This window comes from Caballeronia sp. LP006 (assembly GCF_031450995.1).
Lineage (GTDB): Bacteria > Pseudomonadota > Gammaproteobacteria > Burkholderiales > Burkholderiaceae > Caballeronia.
This window is the reverse complement of the sequence record NZ_JARTVW010000003.1, coordinates 1,074,189-1,090,403: the sequence shown is the minus strand read 5'-3', so window position 1 is coordinate 1,090,403 and position 16,215 is coordinate 1,074,189. Positions and strand designations below refer to the sequence as shown.

The window sequence follows — 16,215 nt, the reverse complement described above, 5'->3', positions numbered from 1 at the left end:
CGGAGGCGATATCCGATGAAAGTTCATGCGCAACGACTCGTCGCCACGCGCATCGGCCTCGCGTTGCTGACCTTGCTGATCGTCTCGGCGGTGGTGTTCGGCATCACGGGTCTCTTGCCCGGCGATGCCGCACAGCAGGCGCTCGGCCAGGCGGCCACGCCCGAGCAGGTCACGGCCCTGCGTCACGAGTACGGGCTCGATCAGCCCGCGCTGCAACGCTACGTGCAATGGCTCGTGCACGTGGTCTCGGGCAACTTCGGCACGTCGCTGTCGAACAATCTCCCGGTGAGTCAGCTGATCGCCTCGCGTCTGCCGAATTCGCTCGTGCTGGCCGGTTTGACCGCGCTGGTTTCGGTGCCGGTGGCGCTTTTCATCGGCATCGTGTCGGCCATGTTTCGCGGCTCGCTGCTCGACCGCGCGCTCAACGTGCTGACGCTTTCGACCGTGGCCGTGCCCGAGTTTCTCGTCGCGACCATCGCCGTCCTGATCTTCGCGGTGAAGCTGCGCTGGCTGCCAGCGCTCTCGTATCTCTCGGATGTGTCGTCGTTCGGCGCGCTCTTGCGGGTCTACGCGATGCCAGTGATGACGCTCTGCTGCGTGATCGTCGCGCAAATGGCACGCATGACGCGCGCGGCGGTGCTGGATCAGCTCAACGCGTCTTACGTGGAGATGGCGCGTCTCAAGGGCGCATCGCCGATGCGCGTGGTGTTGCGGCACGTCTTGCCGAACACCATCGGCCCGATTGCGAACGCGGTGGCGCTGAGTCTCTCGTATCTCTTCGGCGGCGTGGTGATCGTCGAATCGATTTTCAACTATCCCGGTCTTGCAAGCCTCATGGTCGATGCCGTCACCAACCGCGACATGCCGCTCGTGCAGGGCTGCGTCATGGTGTTCTGCGCGGCGTATCTCGCGCTCGTGCTGATTGCCGACCTGGCCCAGATCGTATCCAACCCGAGGCTGCGTCAACGATGAATCGTCCCTCGACACCTCACGTGCCACACGCCTCGCAGGTCATGTACGAGCCGGAGCCCGGAATACCAGACGTGGCCGAAGCGCCGGTCGTCGTGCAGAAGCGCGGCCCGCTGCGGCGTCTCGCCGGACGCTTCTCGCTGCTCGGCTTGATCGGTCTTTTCATCGTCGTGTTCTGGCTCGCGGTCGCGTTCCTGGCTCCGCTCGTCGCGCCGTACAAAGGCGGCGCGATGACTTCCATCGACATCTTCGGCAGCTATAGCGCGGCGCACTGGCTCGGCACCGATTATCTCGGCCGCGACATGCTGTCCCGCGTGCTGTACGGCACGCAGTACACGGTGGGCCTCGCGCTTGCGGCGACGCTGCTCGCGAGTTTCATCGGCACGTTCTTCGGTCTGATCGCGGCTGTGTCCGGCCGCTGGGTCGACGAAATCCTGAGCCGCTTCTTCGATGCGCTCATCTCCATTCCGAGCAAGGTGCTCGCGCTGGTGGTGATCGCCGCGTTCGGCTCGTCGATTCCCATGCTGACGATGGTCGCCGCGCTCGCCTACATTCCCGGCGCGTTCCGCATTTCGCGCTCGCTCGCGGTCAACATCATGACGCTCGAATACGTGCAGGTGGCAAGAGCGCGCGGCGAGAAGCTGTTCTATATCGCTCGCGTCGAAGTGCTGCCGAACATGATCCACCCGATGCTCGCCGACTTCGGCCTGCGCTTCGTGTTCATCGTGTTGCTGCTGTCGGGCCTGAGCTTTCTCGGCCTCGGTGTCCAGCCGCCGAACGCGGACTGGGGTTCGCTCGTGCGCGAGAACATCGGCGGTCTCGCGGAAGGCGCGCCGGCCGTGCTCATGCCGGCGGTCGCCATCGCCACGCTGACGGTCGGCGTGAATCTGCTCATCGACAGCCTGCGCCGCCACGGTGCGCGCGGCAACGGAGGCGCGCAATGACCACCAACATGATCGAAGTGAAAGGCCTGCGCGTGGTCGCGGGCGCGGCGCCGGACCCGGTCGTCGAGATCGTCAAAGGCGTGGACTTCGTCGTGAAGAAGGGCGAAGTGCTCGCGCTGATCGGCGAGTCGGGCTCGGGCAAGACGACGATTGCGCTGGCGCTGCTCGGCCATGCGCGCACCGGCTGCGCGATTGCGGGCGGTTCCGTCAAGATCGGCGACACCGAAGTGCTCGAACTGAGTGAAAAGGGCCGTCGCGCGCTGCGCTCGCGCACGGTGGCTTATGTGGCGCAGAGCGCGTCGGCGGGATTCAATCCGGCACGCACGATCATGGATCAGGTGACCGAGCCCGCGTTGCTGCACAAACTCATGTCCGCCGCGGCGGCGCGCGAGAAGGCGGTCGCGTTGTTCCGCGCGCTCGCGTTGCCGAATCCGGAAAGCATTGGCGACCGGTATCCGCATCAGGTCTCGGGCGGGCAGTTGCAGCGGTTGATGGCCGCGATGGCGCTGATCACCGATCCCGCCGTCGTCGTGTTCGACGAACCGACCACCGCGCTCGATGTGACCACGCAGATCGAAGTCCTCGCCGCATTCAAGCGCGTGGTGCGCGAACTCGGCACGACGGCGGTGTACGTATCGCACGACCTGGCCGTGGTGGCGCAGATGGCGGACCGCATCGTCGTGCTGAACGGCGGACGCGTGCGCGAGAACGGCGCGACCGCGCAAGTGCTCGACGCTCCCGCCGACAATTACACGCGCCAGTTGCTCGGCGCGGTGCGCCGCCCCGATGCGCTGCTCGCCGAACTCTCGCCGCTCACCAGTCAGGGTGAAAAGCCGTTGCTGGAAATTCGCCGCCTGAGCGCGGGTTATGGCCGTGTCGATGCGAACGGCGTGCCCGCCGTGCGCGTGCTCGACGACGTGAGCCTGAAGATCGCGCGTGGCAGCACGCTCGGTGTGATCGGCGAATCGGGATCGGGCAAGACGACGCTTGCACGCGTGGTCGCGGGTCTGGTGGACCGGGCGCGCGGCGACGTGCTGCTCGACGGCAAGCCGCTGCCGGCCAAGCTCTCCGAACGTACGCTCGAACAATACCGGCGCGTGCAGATCGTGTTCCAGAACGCCGATACCGCGCTCAACCCGAGCCGTACCATCGCCGATATTCTCGCGCGGCCGATGAACTTCTATCACGGCCTGCGCGGTGCGGCGGCACGGAAGCGCATGCTGGAACTGCTCGATCTGGTGAAACTGCCCGCAGCGATTGCGAAGCGCCAGCCGGGCGGTTTGTCGGGCGGACAGAAGCAGCGCGTGAATCTGGCGCGCGCGCTCGCCGCCGACCCCGCGCTCATTCTCTGCGACGAAGTCACGTCCGCGCTCGATACGGTGGTCGGCGCGGCCATTCTCGATCTGCTCGCGGAATTGCGGCGCGAACTCGGCGTCTCGCTCATGTTCATCAGCCACGACATCTCGACGGTGCGGGCCATCTGCGACGAAGTCATCGTGCTGTATGCGGGCCAGTGTGTCGAAGCGGGCCAGCGCGAGTCGCTCTCGCATCCGCCGTATCACCCGTACACGGGTCTGCTCGTCGATTCGGTGCCTGCGCTGCAACCGGGCTGGCTCGACGAGCGGCGCGCATCGACGCTGACTGCCTTGCCCGTGCTCGGCTCGGATAGCGGCGTGGATGCGTTGTGCAGCTTCCGTGCGCGTTGCACGGTGCGCATCGACGGCAAGTGCAACGTGACACCGCCATCGGTCAAGACCTTGCCTTCGGGCGCCGCCATTCTGTGCCACCGCTCGGCCGACGACCTCACGCGCATGCAGACACAAGACAACGCGGTGGCTGCATGAACGCACGTTTCGTGAGAGTGGCGGAGACGGGGCGCAAAACGGTGACCATCGTTATCGACGGCAGCATCGCACAGGCCAAGGAAGGCGACACGCTGATGGTCGCGCTGCTGACGGCGCAAGACACCTTGCGCGATTCCGAGTTCGGCGATGGCCGCCGCGCCGGTTTCTGCCTGATGGGCGCGTGCCAGGATTGCTGGGTTTGGACCGCGAGCGGCGAACGCCTGCGCGCCTGCACGACGCCGGTTGAAGAAGGCATGTCGATCGTCACACGCATCGGTCAGACGAAGGAGGGTGTATGGCCGCGCGCGAGCGTTTGAAGGTCGTGGTCATCGGCGGCGGACCGGCGGGCGTGCGCGCAGCCGAAGCGCTCGTGCGCGCGGGCTTGCGTCCGACCGTGGTCGATGAAGGACGGCGCGACGGCGGGCAGATTTATCGGCGGCAGCCCGACGGGTTTTCGCGCTCGTATGAAACGCTTTATGGCAGCGAAGCCGTCCGCGCTCAGTCGCTGCATCGCACGTTCGACGGCTTGCGCGCGCAGATCGACTATCTGCCCGAGACGCTCGTGTGGAACATCGAACCGAACGTGGTGCATATCGTCAGCGGCACGCGCTATCGCAAGCTCGACTTCGACGCGCTCATCGTGTGCAGCGGCGCCACCGACCGCCTCATGCCGGTGCCGGGCTGGCATCACGCAGGCACGTATAGCCTCGGCGGCGCGCAGGTCGCGCTGAAGTCGCAAGGCTGTGCAATCGGCGCGCGCACCGTGCTGATGGGCACGGGACCGCTGCTCTATCTCGTCGCCGCGCAATACGTCAAAGCAGGCGCGACGGTCAGTGCGGTGCTGGACACCTCGACGCTTGCACAACGCATTCGCGCGTTGCCGCAACTGCTCGCCATGCCATCGACGCTCGTCAAGGGCATCGGCTTGATGCGCGTATTGCGTCGCGCGCGCGTGGCGGTGCATCGCGGCATCACGCCGGTTGGCATCGGCGGGACGGCCGAACATGGCGTCAGCGGCGTGCGCGTTGAAACGGCGAACGGCGCGCAACTCGATATTGCCTGCGATGCCGTCGCGCTCGGCTATCACCTCCGTCCCGAAACGCAGCTCGCCGATCTCGCGGGCTGCGAGTTCGTCTTCGATCAGGCCGCCCGGCAATGGCTTGCTCGCATCGACGGCGATGGCCGCAGCAGCGTGCCCGGCGTCTATCTCGCGGGTGACGGCGCACGCGTGCGCGGCGCGGACGCCGCCGAGCGCTCCGGACAACTCGCGGCGCTCGCCGCCTTGCACGATGCGGGGCTCGCGCCCGACAACGCGCGCGTCACGCAATTACGCGCCGAACTCGCGCGCTTCACGCGATTCGCCGCCGGCCTGCGGGCCGCTTTCCCGTGGCCCGCGCGCTTCGCTGCCGCGCTTCCGGACGAGGCGATCGTCTGCCGCTGTGAAGCCATCACCGCGGGCGAATTGCGTCGCGTGGTACGCGAAATGGGCGCGCGGGAAGCGAATCGCGCGAAGGCGTTTTCCCGCGTCGGCATGGGCCGCTGTCAGGGCCGATATTGCGCGCACGCGGGCGCGGAAGTCATCGCCGCCGAGGCGCGCGTGCCGCTCGAAGCGGTCGGACGTCTGCGCGGACAAGCGCCTGTCAAGCCGCTGCCGATGGCCGTGACGCCGCAGGACGAAGTGCATCGAGGAATCGAAAAGGAGCTGAGCGAATGAACGAGCGCGCCGATGTGATCGTGATCGGCGGCGGTATCGTCGGCACGACGACCGCATTTTTTTTGCGCCGCCGTAAGCGTTCCGTGATCGTGCTCGAACGCGGTCTCACCGGGCAGCAGGCAAGCGGCGTGAACTTCGGCGGCGTGCGTCGCCAGGGCCGCGCGCTTTCGCAACTGGCCATGTCCAATCGCGCCTTGCAGACCTGGAAACGCTCGCGGGAACTGCTCGGCGAAGATGTCGAATTCCTGCCTTCGGGCCATACGCGCGTCTGCTATCACGCGCACGACGCCGCGTATTTTCAGCGCTATGCCGATGAAGCGCGCGCCCACGGCCTCGATCTCGAAGTGCTCGAAGGCCGGGCGATGTTCGAGCGCTTCCCCTTCCTCGGCCGCGAAGTCCTTGCCGCATCCGTTTCGCCGCTCGATGGCCACGCCAATCCGCGACTCGCCGCGCCTGCGTTCGGGCGTGCGGCGACGCGGCTCGGAGCGCGCATCGTCGAGAACACGGAAGTGGTGCGTATCGAGAAAGAAGCGGGCGGCTTTCGCGTGGAAAGCGCGGCGGGCGACATCTATCGCGCCGAACAAGTGCTGGTATGCGCGGGCGCGTGGGCCAATACCTTGTCGACGCAACTCGGCGAGCCTGTGCCGCTCGTCGCGCGCGGCCCGCAAATGGCCGTGACCGAACCCGTGCCGTATGTCTTCCAGCATTCGATGGGCGTCTACACGACAGTCAAGGCCGAGAGCGTGTACTTCCGCCAGATTCCGCGCGGCAATCTCGTGCTCGGCGGCGGCCCGCCCGGTCCCGCCGATATCGCCACGCGCCGCGCGGGCGTGCTGCCGGAAAACACCGTCGCGCAGATGGCGCAGTTTCGCCGCATGGTGCCAGCGCTCGGACCCTTGCACGTAATTCGCGTCTGGAGCGGCGTCGAAAGCTATCTGCCGGATTCGGAACCGGTGATCGGCCCGAGCACGAAAGCCGATGGCCTCTTCTATGCGTTCGGTTTCAGCGGCTCGGGGTTTCAGATCGGGCCGGGCGTGGGCGAAACGCTCGCGGAACTGCTCGATACCGGCGCCACACCCATTCCTCTCGATTCGTTCTCCATTCAACGATTCCAGCGCGGCGCATCGGCACACGCGGAATCGGCCACGTCAGAGACTTCTTCATGAACCACGAGAGCCACGCGAACATCAAGCCCGCCGTGCTCGGCAACGCGCTCGCCTATATCGAAGCGAATTTCGACAAGACCGTGAGTCTTGCGCAGCTCGCCGATGTCTCGGCGTTGTCGGTGTCGCGCTTTGCGACCGTGTTTCGCGAGCAGATCGGGCTTTCGCCCTACAAGTATCTGTGCCGCGTGCGGGTGCGGCGTGCGCAGAGTCTGTTGCTCGCGGGCATGCCGGGATCGGTGGTGGCGACGGAAGTCGGCTTTTTCGATCAAAGCCATCTCGCGCGGCATTTCAAGCGCTTGTGCGGCATGACGCCGAGTACGTTCATCGAGCACGCACGCGAGCACGCACGCGACCATGCGGACACGCGTTCAGCCAAGCTCGATGCCGGTTGCCTTAAGGGCATCGCGAAGACCGAGCCGCGGATACTTGCTCTCGACGACGCGCATGTCGCCTAGCGTCTCCGCGATGAGCCAGTCGCGCACGTCGGCGACGATAGGCCGCAACGGCCGGTTCGGCGGCGTGACGAGGCAGCAGCGCCGGCTCGTCACGATGAGTTCCTGTTCCGCCGGCACGAGCGCGCCTTGCGCGAGCCAGTGAGACGCCACGTTGAGCCAGCCGAGCGCCATGCCTTGCCCGAGCAACGCGGCCTGCACGACGATGGCGTAGTCGTTGAAACTGAGCATGCCGGCGACATGCCGCTCTTGGTCGGCGAACGCATGAAAGCGCTCATGCCAGCCGCGTTCGCCGTCGTCCATGACGATCACCGTATCGCCATGCGCGCGGCCCGCTTCGGTACACGCGGTTTCGTGGTATCGCTCGTTCGATACCGGCAGCAGCGCTTCGGGCATGACCAGCACGGCGTTTTCGTCGATCTCTTCATCGTGAAGGAAGCGCATGCCGAGATCGACATCGACGAGCGGCCCGCCAATGCGCCCCGAGATCAGTTGAAAGCGCAGGTCCACCGAAGGAAACGCCTGATTGAGCCGGCTCATGCGCGGCATCAGCCAGTGCGTGGTGAAGGCGGTGGAAACCGACAGCGTGACCGACTCCACGCCGGTGGCGCGTGCCTCGATTTCGCGGATGGCGCTTTCTATGCCATTGAAGCCTTCCGATATCTTGCGATACAGAATGCGCCCGCTTTCCGTCAGTTCAATGCCGCCGCGCACGCGCTCGAAAAGCCGCACGCCGATATGGTCTTCCATGCGCGCGAGCATGCGGCTGACTGCGGGCTGACTCACGTAAAGTTCTTGCGCGGCACGCGTGAAATTACCGCAGCGCGCGGCCGCTTCGAAGACGAAAAGCGCGTTGGCGCTGGGCAGTTTCTTGCGAAGGTTTGGCATGACCTGATGTTATGCCCGATCCAACAATTTTGGAATTGCCGTCAAAAACATCGCGCCGTATATTTTTCTTAATCCTCAAGCCCGAAGACACGAGACGACACTCATGGATGCACGAGCGAAAACCGGCGTATCGATCAGGTCGGCAACCAAGCGCTACGGCGCGCTGGCCGCACTCGACGATGTTTCTCTCGACATCGCGCCGGGCGAATTCGTCTCGTTGCTCGGCCCGTCGGGTTCGGGCAAGACCACGCTACTAGGCATTCTCGGCGGCTTCGTGCAGCCAACGTCCGGAAGCGTCTGGGTCGGCGAGCGCGACATTACATTTGCGCCGCCGCACAAGCGCGATATCGGCATCGTGTTCCAGAACTACGCGCTCTTTCCGCATATGACGGTGGGCGAGAACGTCGCGTTCTCCCTGCGTGCGCGACGCGAGCCGAAATCCACCTGGCCGAAGAAGGTCGCCGATGCCCTGGCGATGGTCGAACTCGCGGGCTACGAGAATCGCGGCATCGACCAGTTGTCGGGCGGGCAGAAGCAACGCGTGGCGCTCGCCCGCGCGATGGTCTTCGAGCCGCAACTGATCCTGATGGACGAGCCGCTCTCCGCGCTCGACAAGCAATTGCGCGAGACCATGCAGATCGAGCTGCGGCGGCTGCATCGGCGGCTTGGCGCGACCATTGTCAACGTGACGCACGATCAGCGCGAGGCGCTCACCATGAGCGACCGCGTGGCCGTGCTCAAAGACGGCAAGCTCGTGCAGATCGACACGCCCGAGCGTCTCTACGACCGTCCTTGCGATGCGTTCGTCGCGAGCTTCATCGGCGAGGCGACCTTGCTCGACGTGAGCCGCGCGGGCGACGACGCCGTGCGTCTCGGCAACACGGTCTTGCGCACGGCGCACCCGTTGCCACGCGGCGAGAAGCTCTTGCTCGCGGTGCAGACGGAGAAGCTTTTCATCGCGCATGGCGACGCGCAAGCAAACGCCAACCGCTTTTCCTGTCGCGTGACCGAAGTGCTTTATCAGGGCGAAAGTCTGCGCGTGTTCGCGGTGCTCGCAGACGGCACGGCCATCAGTCTGAGACAGCCCGGCAGCTTCGAGGCGCGCCGCCGCATTCCCCAGCCGGGCGCCGAGATGATCGTGGCGCTCGATCCCGCGGACACCATCGTCGTGCCCGCATGAACGGTTTTTCATCGCCTGTGCACGGGCGATTCGACTGGCACATGTTGCCAACTCATACGCAACCCGCAAAAGGATGATGCAATGAATCTCACCGATTTCAAGGTCCTGACGTTCGATGTCGTCGGCACGCTGATCAACTTCGAAAAAGGCGTGCTCGATTCCGTGCGGCGTCTGGGCGGCCCGAAGGCAAAGGACCTGACCGATGACCAGATCTTCACGCCGTACATGGATGGCCGCGCGAAGTATCCGGGGCGTTCGAGCCATGAGATGGCCAACGTCTATCTTCATCTGGCGAAGGAACTCGGTTTGCCCGACGACGCGCAATCGGCTGCCGCGTTCCAGCGCGACGTGCTCGAATGGCCCGCCTTCGAAGATTCCGTTGCCGCATTGAAGCGCCTGCGCAAGCACTTCCGGCTCGTCGCGATGACCAACGCGGACCGCGTCGCACTGTCGGCGTATGCGCATACGCTCGGCAATCCGTTCGACGATACCGTCTGCTGCGACGAAACCGGTGTCGCCAAGCCCGACCCGCAATTCTTCGCTTACAACCGTGGACGTCAGGCTGCGTTCGGCTACAAGTTCGACGAGATTCTGCATACGGCGCAGAGCCAGTATCACGACATCGGCGTCGCGACGAAGCTCGGTTATGCGACGTGCTGGATCGAACGCCGTCAAGGTCAGAAAGGCTTCGGCGCCACGCCCGTGCCGGAGAACGTGACGACGCCGACGTTCAAGTTCGCGACCCTCGCCGCGCTCGCCGATGCGGTCGAGGCCGAACTGCGCGCCGCCGCCTGATCATGCGCGCCCCGACGACGCCGCGTCCCGTACCCGACTCGCTCTGGCGGGCGATGGCCGGCCCCGCTGCCGCCACGGCGCCCTTGGCTCGCGACCTCGATGTGGAAGTCGCGATCATCGGTGCGGGCTATTCGGGGCTGACGGCCGCCCATGCCTTGCAAAAGCGCGGCGTGGCGTGCGCCGTGCTCGATGCGAATCCGGTCGGATGGGGCGCAAGCGGTCGCAACGGCGGCGTGGTGTCGTCGAAATTCAGGCTGTCGTTTCCGTCGATTGCGAGCGCGCATGGCGTCGCTATGGCCAAGCGCATGCATCGGCTCGCGCACGAGGGCGTGCGCGCGGTGGAAGCGCTCATCGACGAATTCGGTTTGCAGGCCGCGCAATTCGAGCACACGGGCAGTCTGCGTTGCGCCCATACCGAGCGCGCTTTCGCCTCGATACGGGCGGAAGCCGAGTGGGTTCGCACGACACTCGGCGACACGACCATGAGCGTGCAGTCGCGCGCCGAAGTGGAACACGAGACGGGTTCGCGTGGTTTCGTGGGCGGCGTGTTGAGCGCGGACGCGGGCACCATCTTGCCGCTGGAATACGTGCGCGGGCTTGCCGACGGACTGACTGCGCGCGGCGTGCCGATCTTCGAATCGACACCGGTGATCGACATGACGCGCGCGGACGATCGTCGCGTGATCCTGCGTGCGCCTGGCGGCACGGTGCGCGCGAAACAGGTGATCGTCGCGACCAACGCTTATTCGAATCTTTCCGATGCCACCGCCGCCTATCATCGCGAACTCGTGCCGTTTCGCAGCGCGATGATCGCGACCGCGAAGCTCCCCGCCGACCTCGACGCGCAGTTGATGATCAATCGCCGCAGCTACGCCGAAACGCGCCGCATGATGAAGTGGTTTCGCAAGGTGGATGGCCGCATGCTCTTCGGCGGACGCGATGCCTTCGGCAAGGAAGGCGAGCCAACCGGCTTCGATGCGTTGCAACGCGCGATGATCGCGCTGTTCCCCCAACTCAACGGCGTGCCGGTCGAGTACCGCTGGTCGGGTTATGTCGGCATGACCTTCAACGCGCTGCCGCATGTTGGCCGTAGCGACGACGCCACCACGTTCTGCCTCGGCTACAACGGCGCGGGGATTTCCATGGCGAGCCTCGTCGGGCAACATGCAGCGGCGCTCGCCCTCGGCGACAAGCCCGATCTCGCGCTGCTCGCGCAAGACGGCCTGCGGCCGGTGCCTTTTCATGCGCTGCGCGCGCCGGGCGTGAGGCTCGTCGCCGCGTGGTATCAGTTTCTCGACGCCGTGGGTGCATGATGACGATAGCCAAACGGATACTAGAGGATGCAACCCCGATACATGCCGCCGCAACCGACCCCTCGGTGCGCCATCAACGACGCGAAGACCGCGCCATGCTGCTGCTCATGGCGCCCGCGTTGTTCGTGGTGATCGTGCTGCTGGTGGTGCCGCTCGCGTGGCTGTCGTGGCAGTCCATTTATCACGAAGGCGCGTTCACGCTCGTGAACTATCGGCGCGTTTTCACGGGCGCTTATCTCGACACCTTTCTGCTGACGTTCAAGCTGTCCATCATCGTGACGGGCGTGACGCTTTTGCTGGGATATCCGGTCGCTTATTTCGCGGCATCGGTTTCGCCGCGATGGAGCGCGCTGATACTCGGCATGGTCATTCTGCCGTTCTGGACCAGCGTGCTCGTGCGCACTTACGCATGGCTCGTGCTGTTGCAGCGCACGGGCCTTATCAACAAGGCGCTGCTCGGCATGGGGCTGATCGAGCGGCCCTTGCAGCTTTCGTATAACCAGTTCGGCACGATCATCGCGATGGTGCATATCCTCTTGCCTTTCATGGTGCTGCCGCTCTATTCGGCGATGCAGAAGATTCCGCCGAACCTGTCGCAAGCGGGCGCGAGTCTCGGCGGTTCGCCCTTGCATGTGTTCATGCGCGTGTTCTTGCCGCTCTCGATGGGCGGCGTGGTCGCGGGCGTGACACTCGTCTTCGTGTTGTGCCTGGGCTTCTACATCACGCCGGAACTCATGGGCGGCGGCAAGTCGATGATGGTCTCCATGATCGTCAGCCGTAATGTGGAGATCTACAACAGTTGGGGCGCGGCGAGTTCGGTGAGCGTGGTGCTGTTGCTGTGTGTCTTTGCAATCTTCTGGCTCGCGAGCCGCGTGATTCCGCTCGAAAAAACGCTGGGGGCGAAATGAAGAGACTGTCGCTCGGCCGGATCATACTCGGCGCATCGGTGCTGCTGATCCTCGTGTTCCTGATGGTGCCGGTGGTGATCGTCGTGCCGCTGTCGTTTTCGGATGCGCGCTTTCTGACCTTTCCGCCGCCCGCGTATTCGTTGCGCTGGTATCACGCGTTCTTCGACAACCCCGCGTGGATCGACGCAGCCAAGACGACGTTCGCCGCATCGACATGCGCGGCATTGATAGCGACGCCGCTCGGTATTGCGGCGGCTTATGGCATTCAGTACGGCTCGCACTGGTCGATGCGCTATCTGCGCACGCTCCTCATGTTGCCGATGATGGTACCGATCATCATCGTCGCGGTGGGCGTGTTCTTCGTGTTCACGCAAGCGGGATACGTGAATACGCTGGGCGGGCTCATCATCGCGGACACCATGCTGGGTCTGCCTTATGTGCTCATCTCGGTCGGCGCGGATCTGCGCAGCTTCGACCGCACGCAGGAAATGGTCGCGCGCAGTCTCGGCATGAACCGCTTTCGCAGTTTCATGGCGGTGACGCTGCCGCAGATTCGCGCGAGCGTGATCTCGGGCGCGGTGTTCGTCTTCATTCAGGCGCTCGATGAAACCGTCGTCGCGCTGTTCATTTCGGGCGGCAGCAACCAGACGCTCACGCGCCGCATGTTCGTCACCTTGCGCGACGAGATCGATCCGACCATCGCGGCCATCAGCACCATGCTCACGGCGATTACGTTGTGCCTCGTGATGATCGTCGTCGTGAGCCGGCGCTCGGCGGTGGCGCGCACTTAACGCTTATAGAAACGGATCAACGCATGTCACACTCATTGCAGTTCTACATCGATGGCGCGTGGGTCGAATCGGCCGGCACGCGACGTCTGCCCGTGATCGATCCCTGCACGGAAGAAGCGTTTGCAGAGATCGCACTCGGCGATGCGCGCGATGTCGATCGCGCGGTTGCAGCCGCGCGGCGTGCATTCGAAACGTACTCGCGGACACCGGTATCAGAGCGCGTCGCGTTGCTCGAACGCATACTCGAAGCGTACCTTGCGCGTTACGACGAGATGGCCGAAGTCATCACGCGTGAAATCGGCGCGCCTTCCAAGTTATCGCATGCGTGGCAGGCGTCGCTCGGCAAGCGGCATATCGAAGAGACCTTGCGCACGGTCGCGCGCTTTCAGTGGCAACGCAGGAAGGGCACGACGCTCATCAACCACGAACCGGTCGGCGTCGCTGCGCTCATCACGCCGTGGAACTGGCCGATCAACCAGATCGTCTGCAAGGTCGCGCCCGCGCTCGCTGCGGGTTGCACGGTAGTGCTCAAGCCAAGCGAAGTATCGCCGCTGAATGCGCTCTTGTTTGCCGAGATTCTCGATGCGGCAGGCGTGCCGTCGGGCGTGTTCAATCTCATCAATGGCGACGGTCCGACCGTGGGCGCGGCGCTGTCTTCGCATCCGGATGTGGACATGGTGTCGTTCACTGGCTCGACGCGCGCGGGAGTCGAGATTGCGAAGCTGGCCGCGCCGACCGTGAAGCGCGTGCATCAGGAGCTGGGCGGCAAGTCGGCGAACATCCTGCTTGACGATGTCGATCTGGAAGCGGCCGTGACGGCGGGCGTGAACTCGTGCTTCGGCAATAGCGGTCAGTCGTGCAATGCGCCCACGCGCATGCTCGTGCCTGCATCGCGTCATGCAGAGGCCGTGGAGATCGCGCGGCGTGCGGCTTCGAAGCAGCGCGTCGGCCCCGCCGATGCGGACGGCACGACGATGGGCCCGGTCGTCAGCGACGTGCAGTTCACGCGCGTGCAGCGGTTGATTGGCATCGGCATCGAAGAAGGCGCCGAGTTGGTGGCGGGCGGTTTGGGGCGTCCGGACGGGTTGGAACGTGGTTACTACGTGAAGCCGACGGTGTTCGCTGGTGTGGATCCTTCGATGACGATTGCGCGCGAGGAAATCTTCGGGCCGGTGCTTGCGATCATGCCGTATCGCGATGACGAAGAAGCAATTGCGATTGCCAACGATACGCCGTTCGGGCTTGCGGCTTACGTGCAGTCCGGGGATAAGGAGCGGGCGCGGAAGGTGGCGCTACGCATGCGCGCGGGTAGCGTTTATGTGAACTATCCGCCATGGGATGCGGGGTCGCCATTTGGCGGATATAAGCAGTCGGGGAATGGGCGCGAGTATGGGGAGTGGGGATTGGAGGCGTTTTTGGAGGTCAAGGGGATTGTGGGATTTGGGGAGTAGTCAAGCGCACGCGCCTCGATTCGTAGCGCGCGTGACGCGACCGCCAATCTCACGCCCTACGATATCCGCTTCGACCCATACCCATCCACCACTCCGACCTCGCTCGCAAAGCGATTGGCGTTCGACTCCGCCCGCAGCATATCCGCCACGCGCTCGGCCATCATGATCGTCGGCACATTCGTATTGGCACAGGGTATCGAAGGCATCAGCGAGGCGTCGCATACATAAAGACCATCGACGCCATACGCCGCGCCGCGCGCGTCAGTCACGGCGAGCGGATCGTTTTCAGCGCCCATGCGGCATGTGCCCGACGGATGCCACGTTCCGCCAACCGATCGTGTCACGAACCGCGTGAGCGCTTCGTCATCGTTCATCAATTCGGAGATGCTCACGCCCTGCGTCACCACGCGTCGGATCAGCCATCCACGCAACGGTCCCGCAACATCCAGCAGCGCACTCAACGCGCCGCGCTGCAACGCGTTCCACATTCCCGGCACGGCGACCGCTGCGACGCGCGGCGAATAGCTCGACGGAAACACGATGTCGCGATGCGCATCCATCGACGCCGCGTTAAGTGTTTGCGCGCCGAAGCGCAAGGCAAGCTTGAGCCGTTCGAGGTCGCGCGTATCGGAAAGCATGGCGAAATCGACCTTCGGTTCATCGAGTGGATTCGCCGATGCCAACGTCACCCGCCCGCGCGAATACGACTTGTTGACCCAAAAGAAGATCGTGCCGAGCCGATAACCCACCGAATGCCAGCCGGAACGCGAAAGAATCGCGCCGTGCATGTCGCCGGGCACGGTGTCATCGAGATGTGATGAGAAGCGCACGATCGCCTGCTCGTGATGCTCATCGGGATAAGGCGTGCGCGCCGAACGCGGCAAAAACGCGGACACCGCAATCGACGGATGCTCCATCAGATTGCCGCCCACGCCCGGCCGGTCCGCGCATACTTCGATGCCGAGCGCAGCCAACGCTTGCGCCGGCCCGATGCCGCTGCGCATGAGCAACGCGGGACTGTGTATCGCGCCCGCCGAGACGATCACGCGCCGCGCGTGCACATCTTCGTGCGTGCCATCCGGCCGCAGGATGCGCGCACCGATCGCGCGTTTGCCATCGAACAAAATGCGATCGACGACGAGACCCGTGCGGATCGATAGATTCACGCGTTTGCGCGTGGCATCGTCGAGATAACAGACGGACGTCGGAATACGTTCGCCCGCCGCGCTCACCGAGAGCGAGCCGATAAACGCGCCGTCTTGCCAGTGCCCGTTCTGATCGTCATGTAATGGATGGCCGCTCTTGCTAAGCGTATCCAGCACGGCGCGCACGAACGGCGAGATGCGCGCCCACTTCGGACGCTGAATGCGCAGCGGTCCGTCCGAGCCGTGATAGGGGCCGGCGAAGTCGCAATCGGTTTCGAGCTTGCGGAAGTAAGGCAGGCAGCTCTGCCAGTTCCAGCCATCGGCCCCGAGCGTGTCCCACTCGTCGTAATCGGCGGGCGCGCCGCGATTGGCCATCAGCGCGTTGATCGCGGAACCGCCGCCGAGAATGCGCGCTTGCTCATAACGTCGAACGGGCGCGAGCGCGCTCATGCGGGCCTTCAACTGCCGCCAGATGTTGTTCGTATCGAGATAAGCGCGCCCCGGATAGCGGCTGCGAACCGCGTCCGGCATGGTGCTCGCGGAGATGTCGCGGCCCGCCTCGACGAGGCATATGTGCCTGCCTGCGTCCTCCGACAGGCGCGCGGCCAGCACGCAGCCCGCCGAGCCGCCGCCGAGAATCAGATAATCGATCATG

At 64.7% G+C, this 16,215-nt stretch carries 15 protein-coding genes; 13 read left to right on the top strand and 2 right to left on the bottom strand.

Translation table 11 applies throughout. From position 1 onward, the window contains the following. Positions 1-15: 15 nt before the first annotated feature. From P9250_RS09580 to P9250_RS09550, 7 genes are read left to right on the top strand one after another with little or no spacing between them, the layout of a single operon-like run. Positions 16-972, top strand: coding sequence for an ABC transporter permease (locus tag P9250_RS09580; RefSeq protein WP_244830116.1), 957 nt, complete (start codon positions 16-18; stop codon positions 970-972). Further along, positions 969-1,913 (top strand): ABC transporter permease, encoded by a 945-nt coding sequence (locus P9250_RS09575; protein WP_310392616.1) that lies wholly within the window; start codon positions 969-971, stop codon positions 1,911-1,913. Before P9250_RS09580 ends, P9250_RS09575 begins: the two co-directional genes overlap by 4 nt. After that, positions 1,910-3,757, top strand: a complete 1,848-nt coding sequence (locus tag P9250_RS09570; RefSeq protein ID WP_310392614.1) for an ABC transporter ATP-binding protein — start codon at positions 1,910-1,912, stop codon at positions 3,755-3,757. Before P9250_RS09575 ends, P9250_RS09570 begins: the two co-directional genes overlap by 4 nt. Beyond that, positions 3,754-4,074, top strand: coding sequence for a (2Fe-2S)-binding protein (locus tag P9250_RS09565; protein WP_244830119.1), 321 nt, complete (start codon positions 3,754-3,756; stop codon positions 4,072-4,074). Before P9250_RS09570 ends, P9250_RS09565 begins: the two co-directional genes overlap by 4 nt. Then, on the top strand, positions 4,053-5,471 hold the full coding sequence (locus P9250_RS09560; protein WP_310392613.1) for an FAD/NAD(P)-binding oxidoreductase: 1,419 nt from the start codon (positions 4,053-4,055) through the stop codon (positions 5,469-5,471). Before P9250_RS09565 ends, P9250_RS09560 begins: the two co-directional genes overlap by 22 nt. Continuing rightward, the gene (locus tag P9250_RS09555) at positions 5,468-6,637 is read left to right on the top strand and encodes an FAD-dependent oxidoreductase (RefSeq protein ID WP_310392612.1); all 1,170 of its coding nucleotides are present in this window, start codon (positions 5,468-5,470) and stop codon (positions 6,635-6,637) included. The genes P9250_RS09560 and P9250_RS09555 overlap by 4 nt, the downstream gene beginning before the upstream one ends. Further along, positions 6,634-7,092: a helix-turn-helix domain-containing protein gene (locus P9250_RS09550; RefSeq protein ID WP_250527918.1), complete on the top strand. Its 459-nt coding sequence runs from the start codon at positions 6,634-6,636 to the stop codon at positions 7,090-7,092. The genes P9250_RS09555 and P9250_RS09550 overlap by 4 nt, the downstream gene beginning before the upstream one ends. Here P9250_RS09550 and P9250_RS09545 read toward each other — a convergent pair. Then, positions 7,006-7,977, bottom strand: a complete 972-nt coding sequence (locus P9250_RS09545) for a LysR family transcriptional regulator (RefSeq protein ID WP_250494137.1) — start codon at positions 7,975-7,977, stop codon at positions 7,006-7,008. The two genes, P9250_RS09550 and P9250_RS09545, sit on opposite strands and share 87 nt — an antisense overlap. A gap of 103 nt (positions 7,978-8,080) precedes the next feature. On the opposite strand from P9250_RS09545, the gene P9250_RS09540 reads away from it, so the two are divergent. From P9250_RS09540 to P9250_RS09515, 6 genes are all read left to right on the top strand, one after another. Further along, positions 8,081-9,157, top strand: a complete 1,077-nt coding sequence (locus tag P9250_RS09540; RefSeq protein ID WP_250468435.1) for an ABC transporter ATP-binding protein — start codon at positions 8,081-8,083, stop codon at positions 9,155-9,157. Between the two features lie 81 nt (positions 9,158-9,238). Next, positions 9,239-9,952 carry an HAD-IA family hydrolase gene (locus P9250_RS09535; RefSeq protein WP_244830125.1) on the top strand — a complete coding sequence of 238 codons (714 nt, stop codon included), beginning with the start codon at positions 9,239-9,241 and terminating at the stop codon, positions 9,950-9,952. 2 nt (positions 9,953-9,954) lie between these two features. After that, entirely contained in the window at positions 9,955-11,265 is a 1,311-nt protein-coding gene (locus P9250_RS09530; RefSeq protein WP_310392611.1) for an FAD-binding oxidoreductase, read from the top strand. Further along, positions 11,262-12,173 carry an ABC transporter permease gene (locus tag P9250_RS09525; RefSeq protein ID WP_310392610.1) on the top strand — a complete coding sequence of 304 codons (912 nt, stop codon included), beginning with the start codon at positions 11,262-11,264 and terminating at the stop codon, positions 12,171-12,173. Before P9250_RS09530 ends, P9250_RS09525 begins: the two co-directional genes overlap by 4 nt. Next, a complete protein-coding gene (locus tag P9250_RS09520) occupies positions 12,170-12,964 on the top strand; it encodes an ABC transporter permease (RefSeq protein WP_250468432.1) in 795 nt (264 codons plus the stop codon). The genes P9250_RS09525 and P9250_RS09520 overlap by 4 nt, the downstream gene beginning before the upstream one ends. 23 nt (positions 12,965-12,987) lie before the next feature. After that, the gene (locus P9250_RS09515) at positions 12,988-14,415 is read left to right on the top strand and encodes an aldehyde dehydrogenase family protein (protein ID WP_310392608.1); all 1,428 of its coding nucleotides are present in this window, start codon (positions 12,988-12,990) and stop codon (positions 14,413-14,415) included. A 56-nt stretch (positions 14,416-14,471) separates the two neighbouring features. Here the strand turns inward: P9250_RS09515 and P9250_RS09510 are convergent, their stop codons facing one another. Further along, complete coding sequence (locus P9250_RS09510) at positions 14,472-16,214, bottom strand: GMC family oxidoreductase N-terminal domain-containing protein (protein WP_310392785.1); 1,743 nt, start codon at positions 16,212-16,214, stop codon at positions 14,472-14,474. Position 16,215: the final 1 nt, after the last annotated feature.

Coding starts and splice junctions, on each gene's coding strand:
- P9250_RS09580 (WP_244830116.1), top strand. CDS start 16: ATGAAAGTTCATGCGCAACGACTCGTCGCCACGCGCATCGGCCTCGCG.
- P9250_RS09575 (WP_310392616.1), top strand. CDS start 969: ATGAATCGTCCCTCGACACCTCACGTGCCACACGCCTCGCAGGTCATG.
- P9250_RS09570 (WP_310392614.1), top strand. CDS start 1,910: ATGACCACCAACATGATCGAAGTGAAAGGCCTGCGCGTGGTCGCGGGC.
- P9250_RS09565 (WP_244830119.1), top strand. CDS start 3,754: ATGAACGCACGTTTCGTGAGAGTGGCGGAGACGGGGCGCAAAACGGTG.
- P9250_RS09560 (WP_310392613.1), top strand. CDS start 4,053: ATGGCCGCGCGCGAGCGTTTGAAGGTCGTGGTCATCGGCGGCGGACCG.
- P9250_RS09555 (WP_310392612.1), top strand. CDS start 5,468: ATGAACGAGCGCGCCGATGTGATCGTGATCGGCGGCGGTATCGTCGGC.
- P9250_RS09550 (WP_250527918.1), top strand. CDS start 6,634: ATGAACCACGAGAGCCACGCGAACATCAAGCCCGCCGTGCTCGGCAAC.
- P9250_RS09545 (WP_250494137.1), bottom strand. CDS start 7,977: ATGCCAAACCTTCGCAAGAAACTGCCCAGCGCCAACGCGCTTTTCGTC.
- P9250_RS09540 (WP_250468435.1), top strand. CDS start 8,081: ATGGATGCACGAGCGAAAACCGGCGTATCGATCAGGTCGGCAACCAAG.
- P9250_RS09535 (WP_244830125.1), top strand. CDS start 9,239: ATGAATCTCACCGATTTCAAGGTCCTGACGTTCGATGTCGTCGGCACG.
- P9250_RS09530 (WP_310392611.1), top strand. CDS start 9,955: ATGCGCGCCCCGACGACGCCGCGTCCCGTACCCGACTCGCTCTGGCGG.
- P9250_RS09525 (WP_310392610.1), top strand. CDS start 11,262: ATGATGACGATAGCCAAACGGATACTAGAGGATGCAACCCCGATACAT.
- P9250_RS09520 (WP_250468432.1), top strand. CDS start 12,170: ATGAAGAGACTGTCGCTCGGCCGGATCATACTCGGCGCATCGGTGCTG.
- P9250_RS09515 (WP_310392608.1), top strand. CDS start 12,988: ATGTCACACTCATTGCAGTTCTACATCGATGGCGCGTGGGTCGAATCG.
- P9250_RS09510 (WP_310392785.1), bottom strand. CDS start 16,214: ATGATCGATTATCTGATTCTCGGCGGCGGCTCGGCGGGCTGCGTGCTG.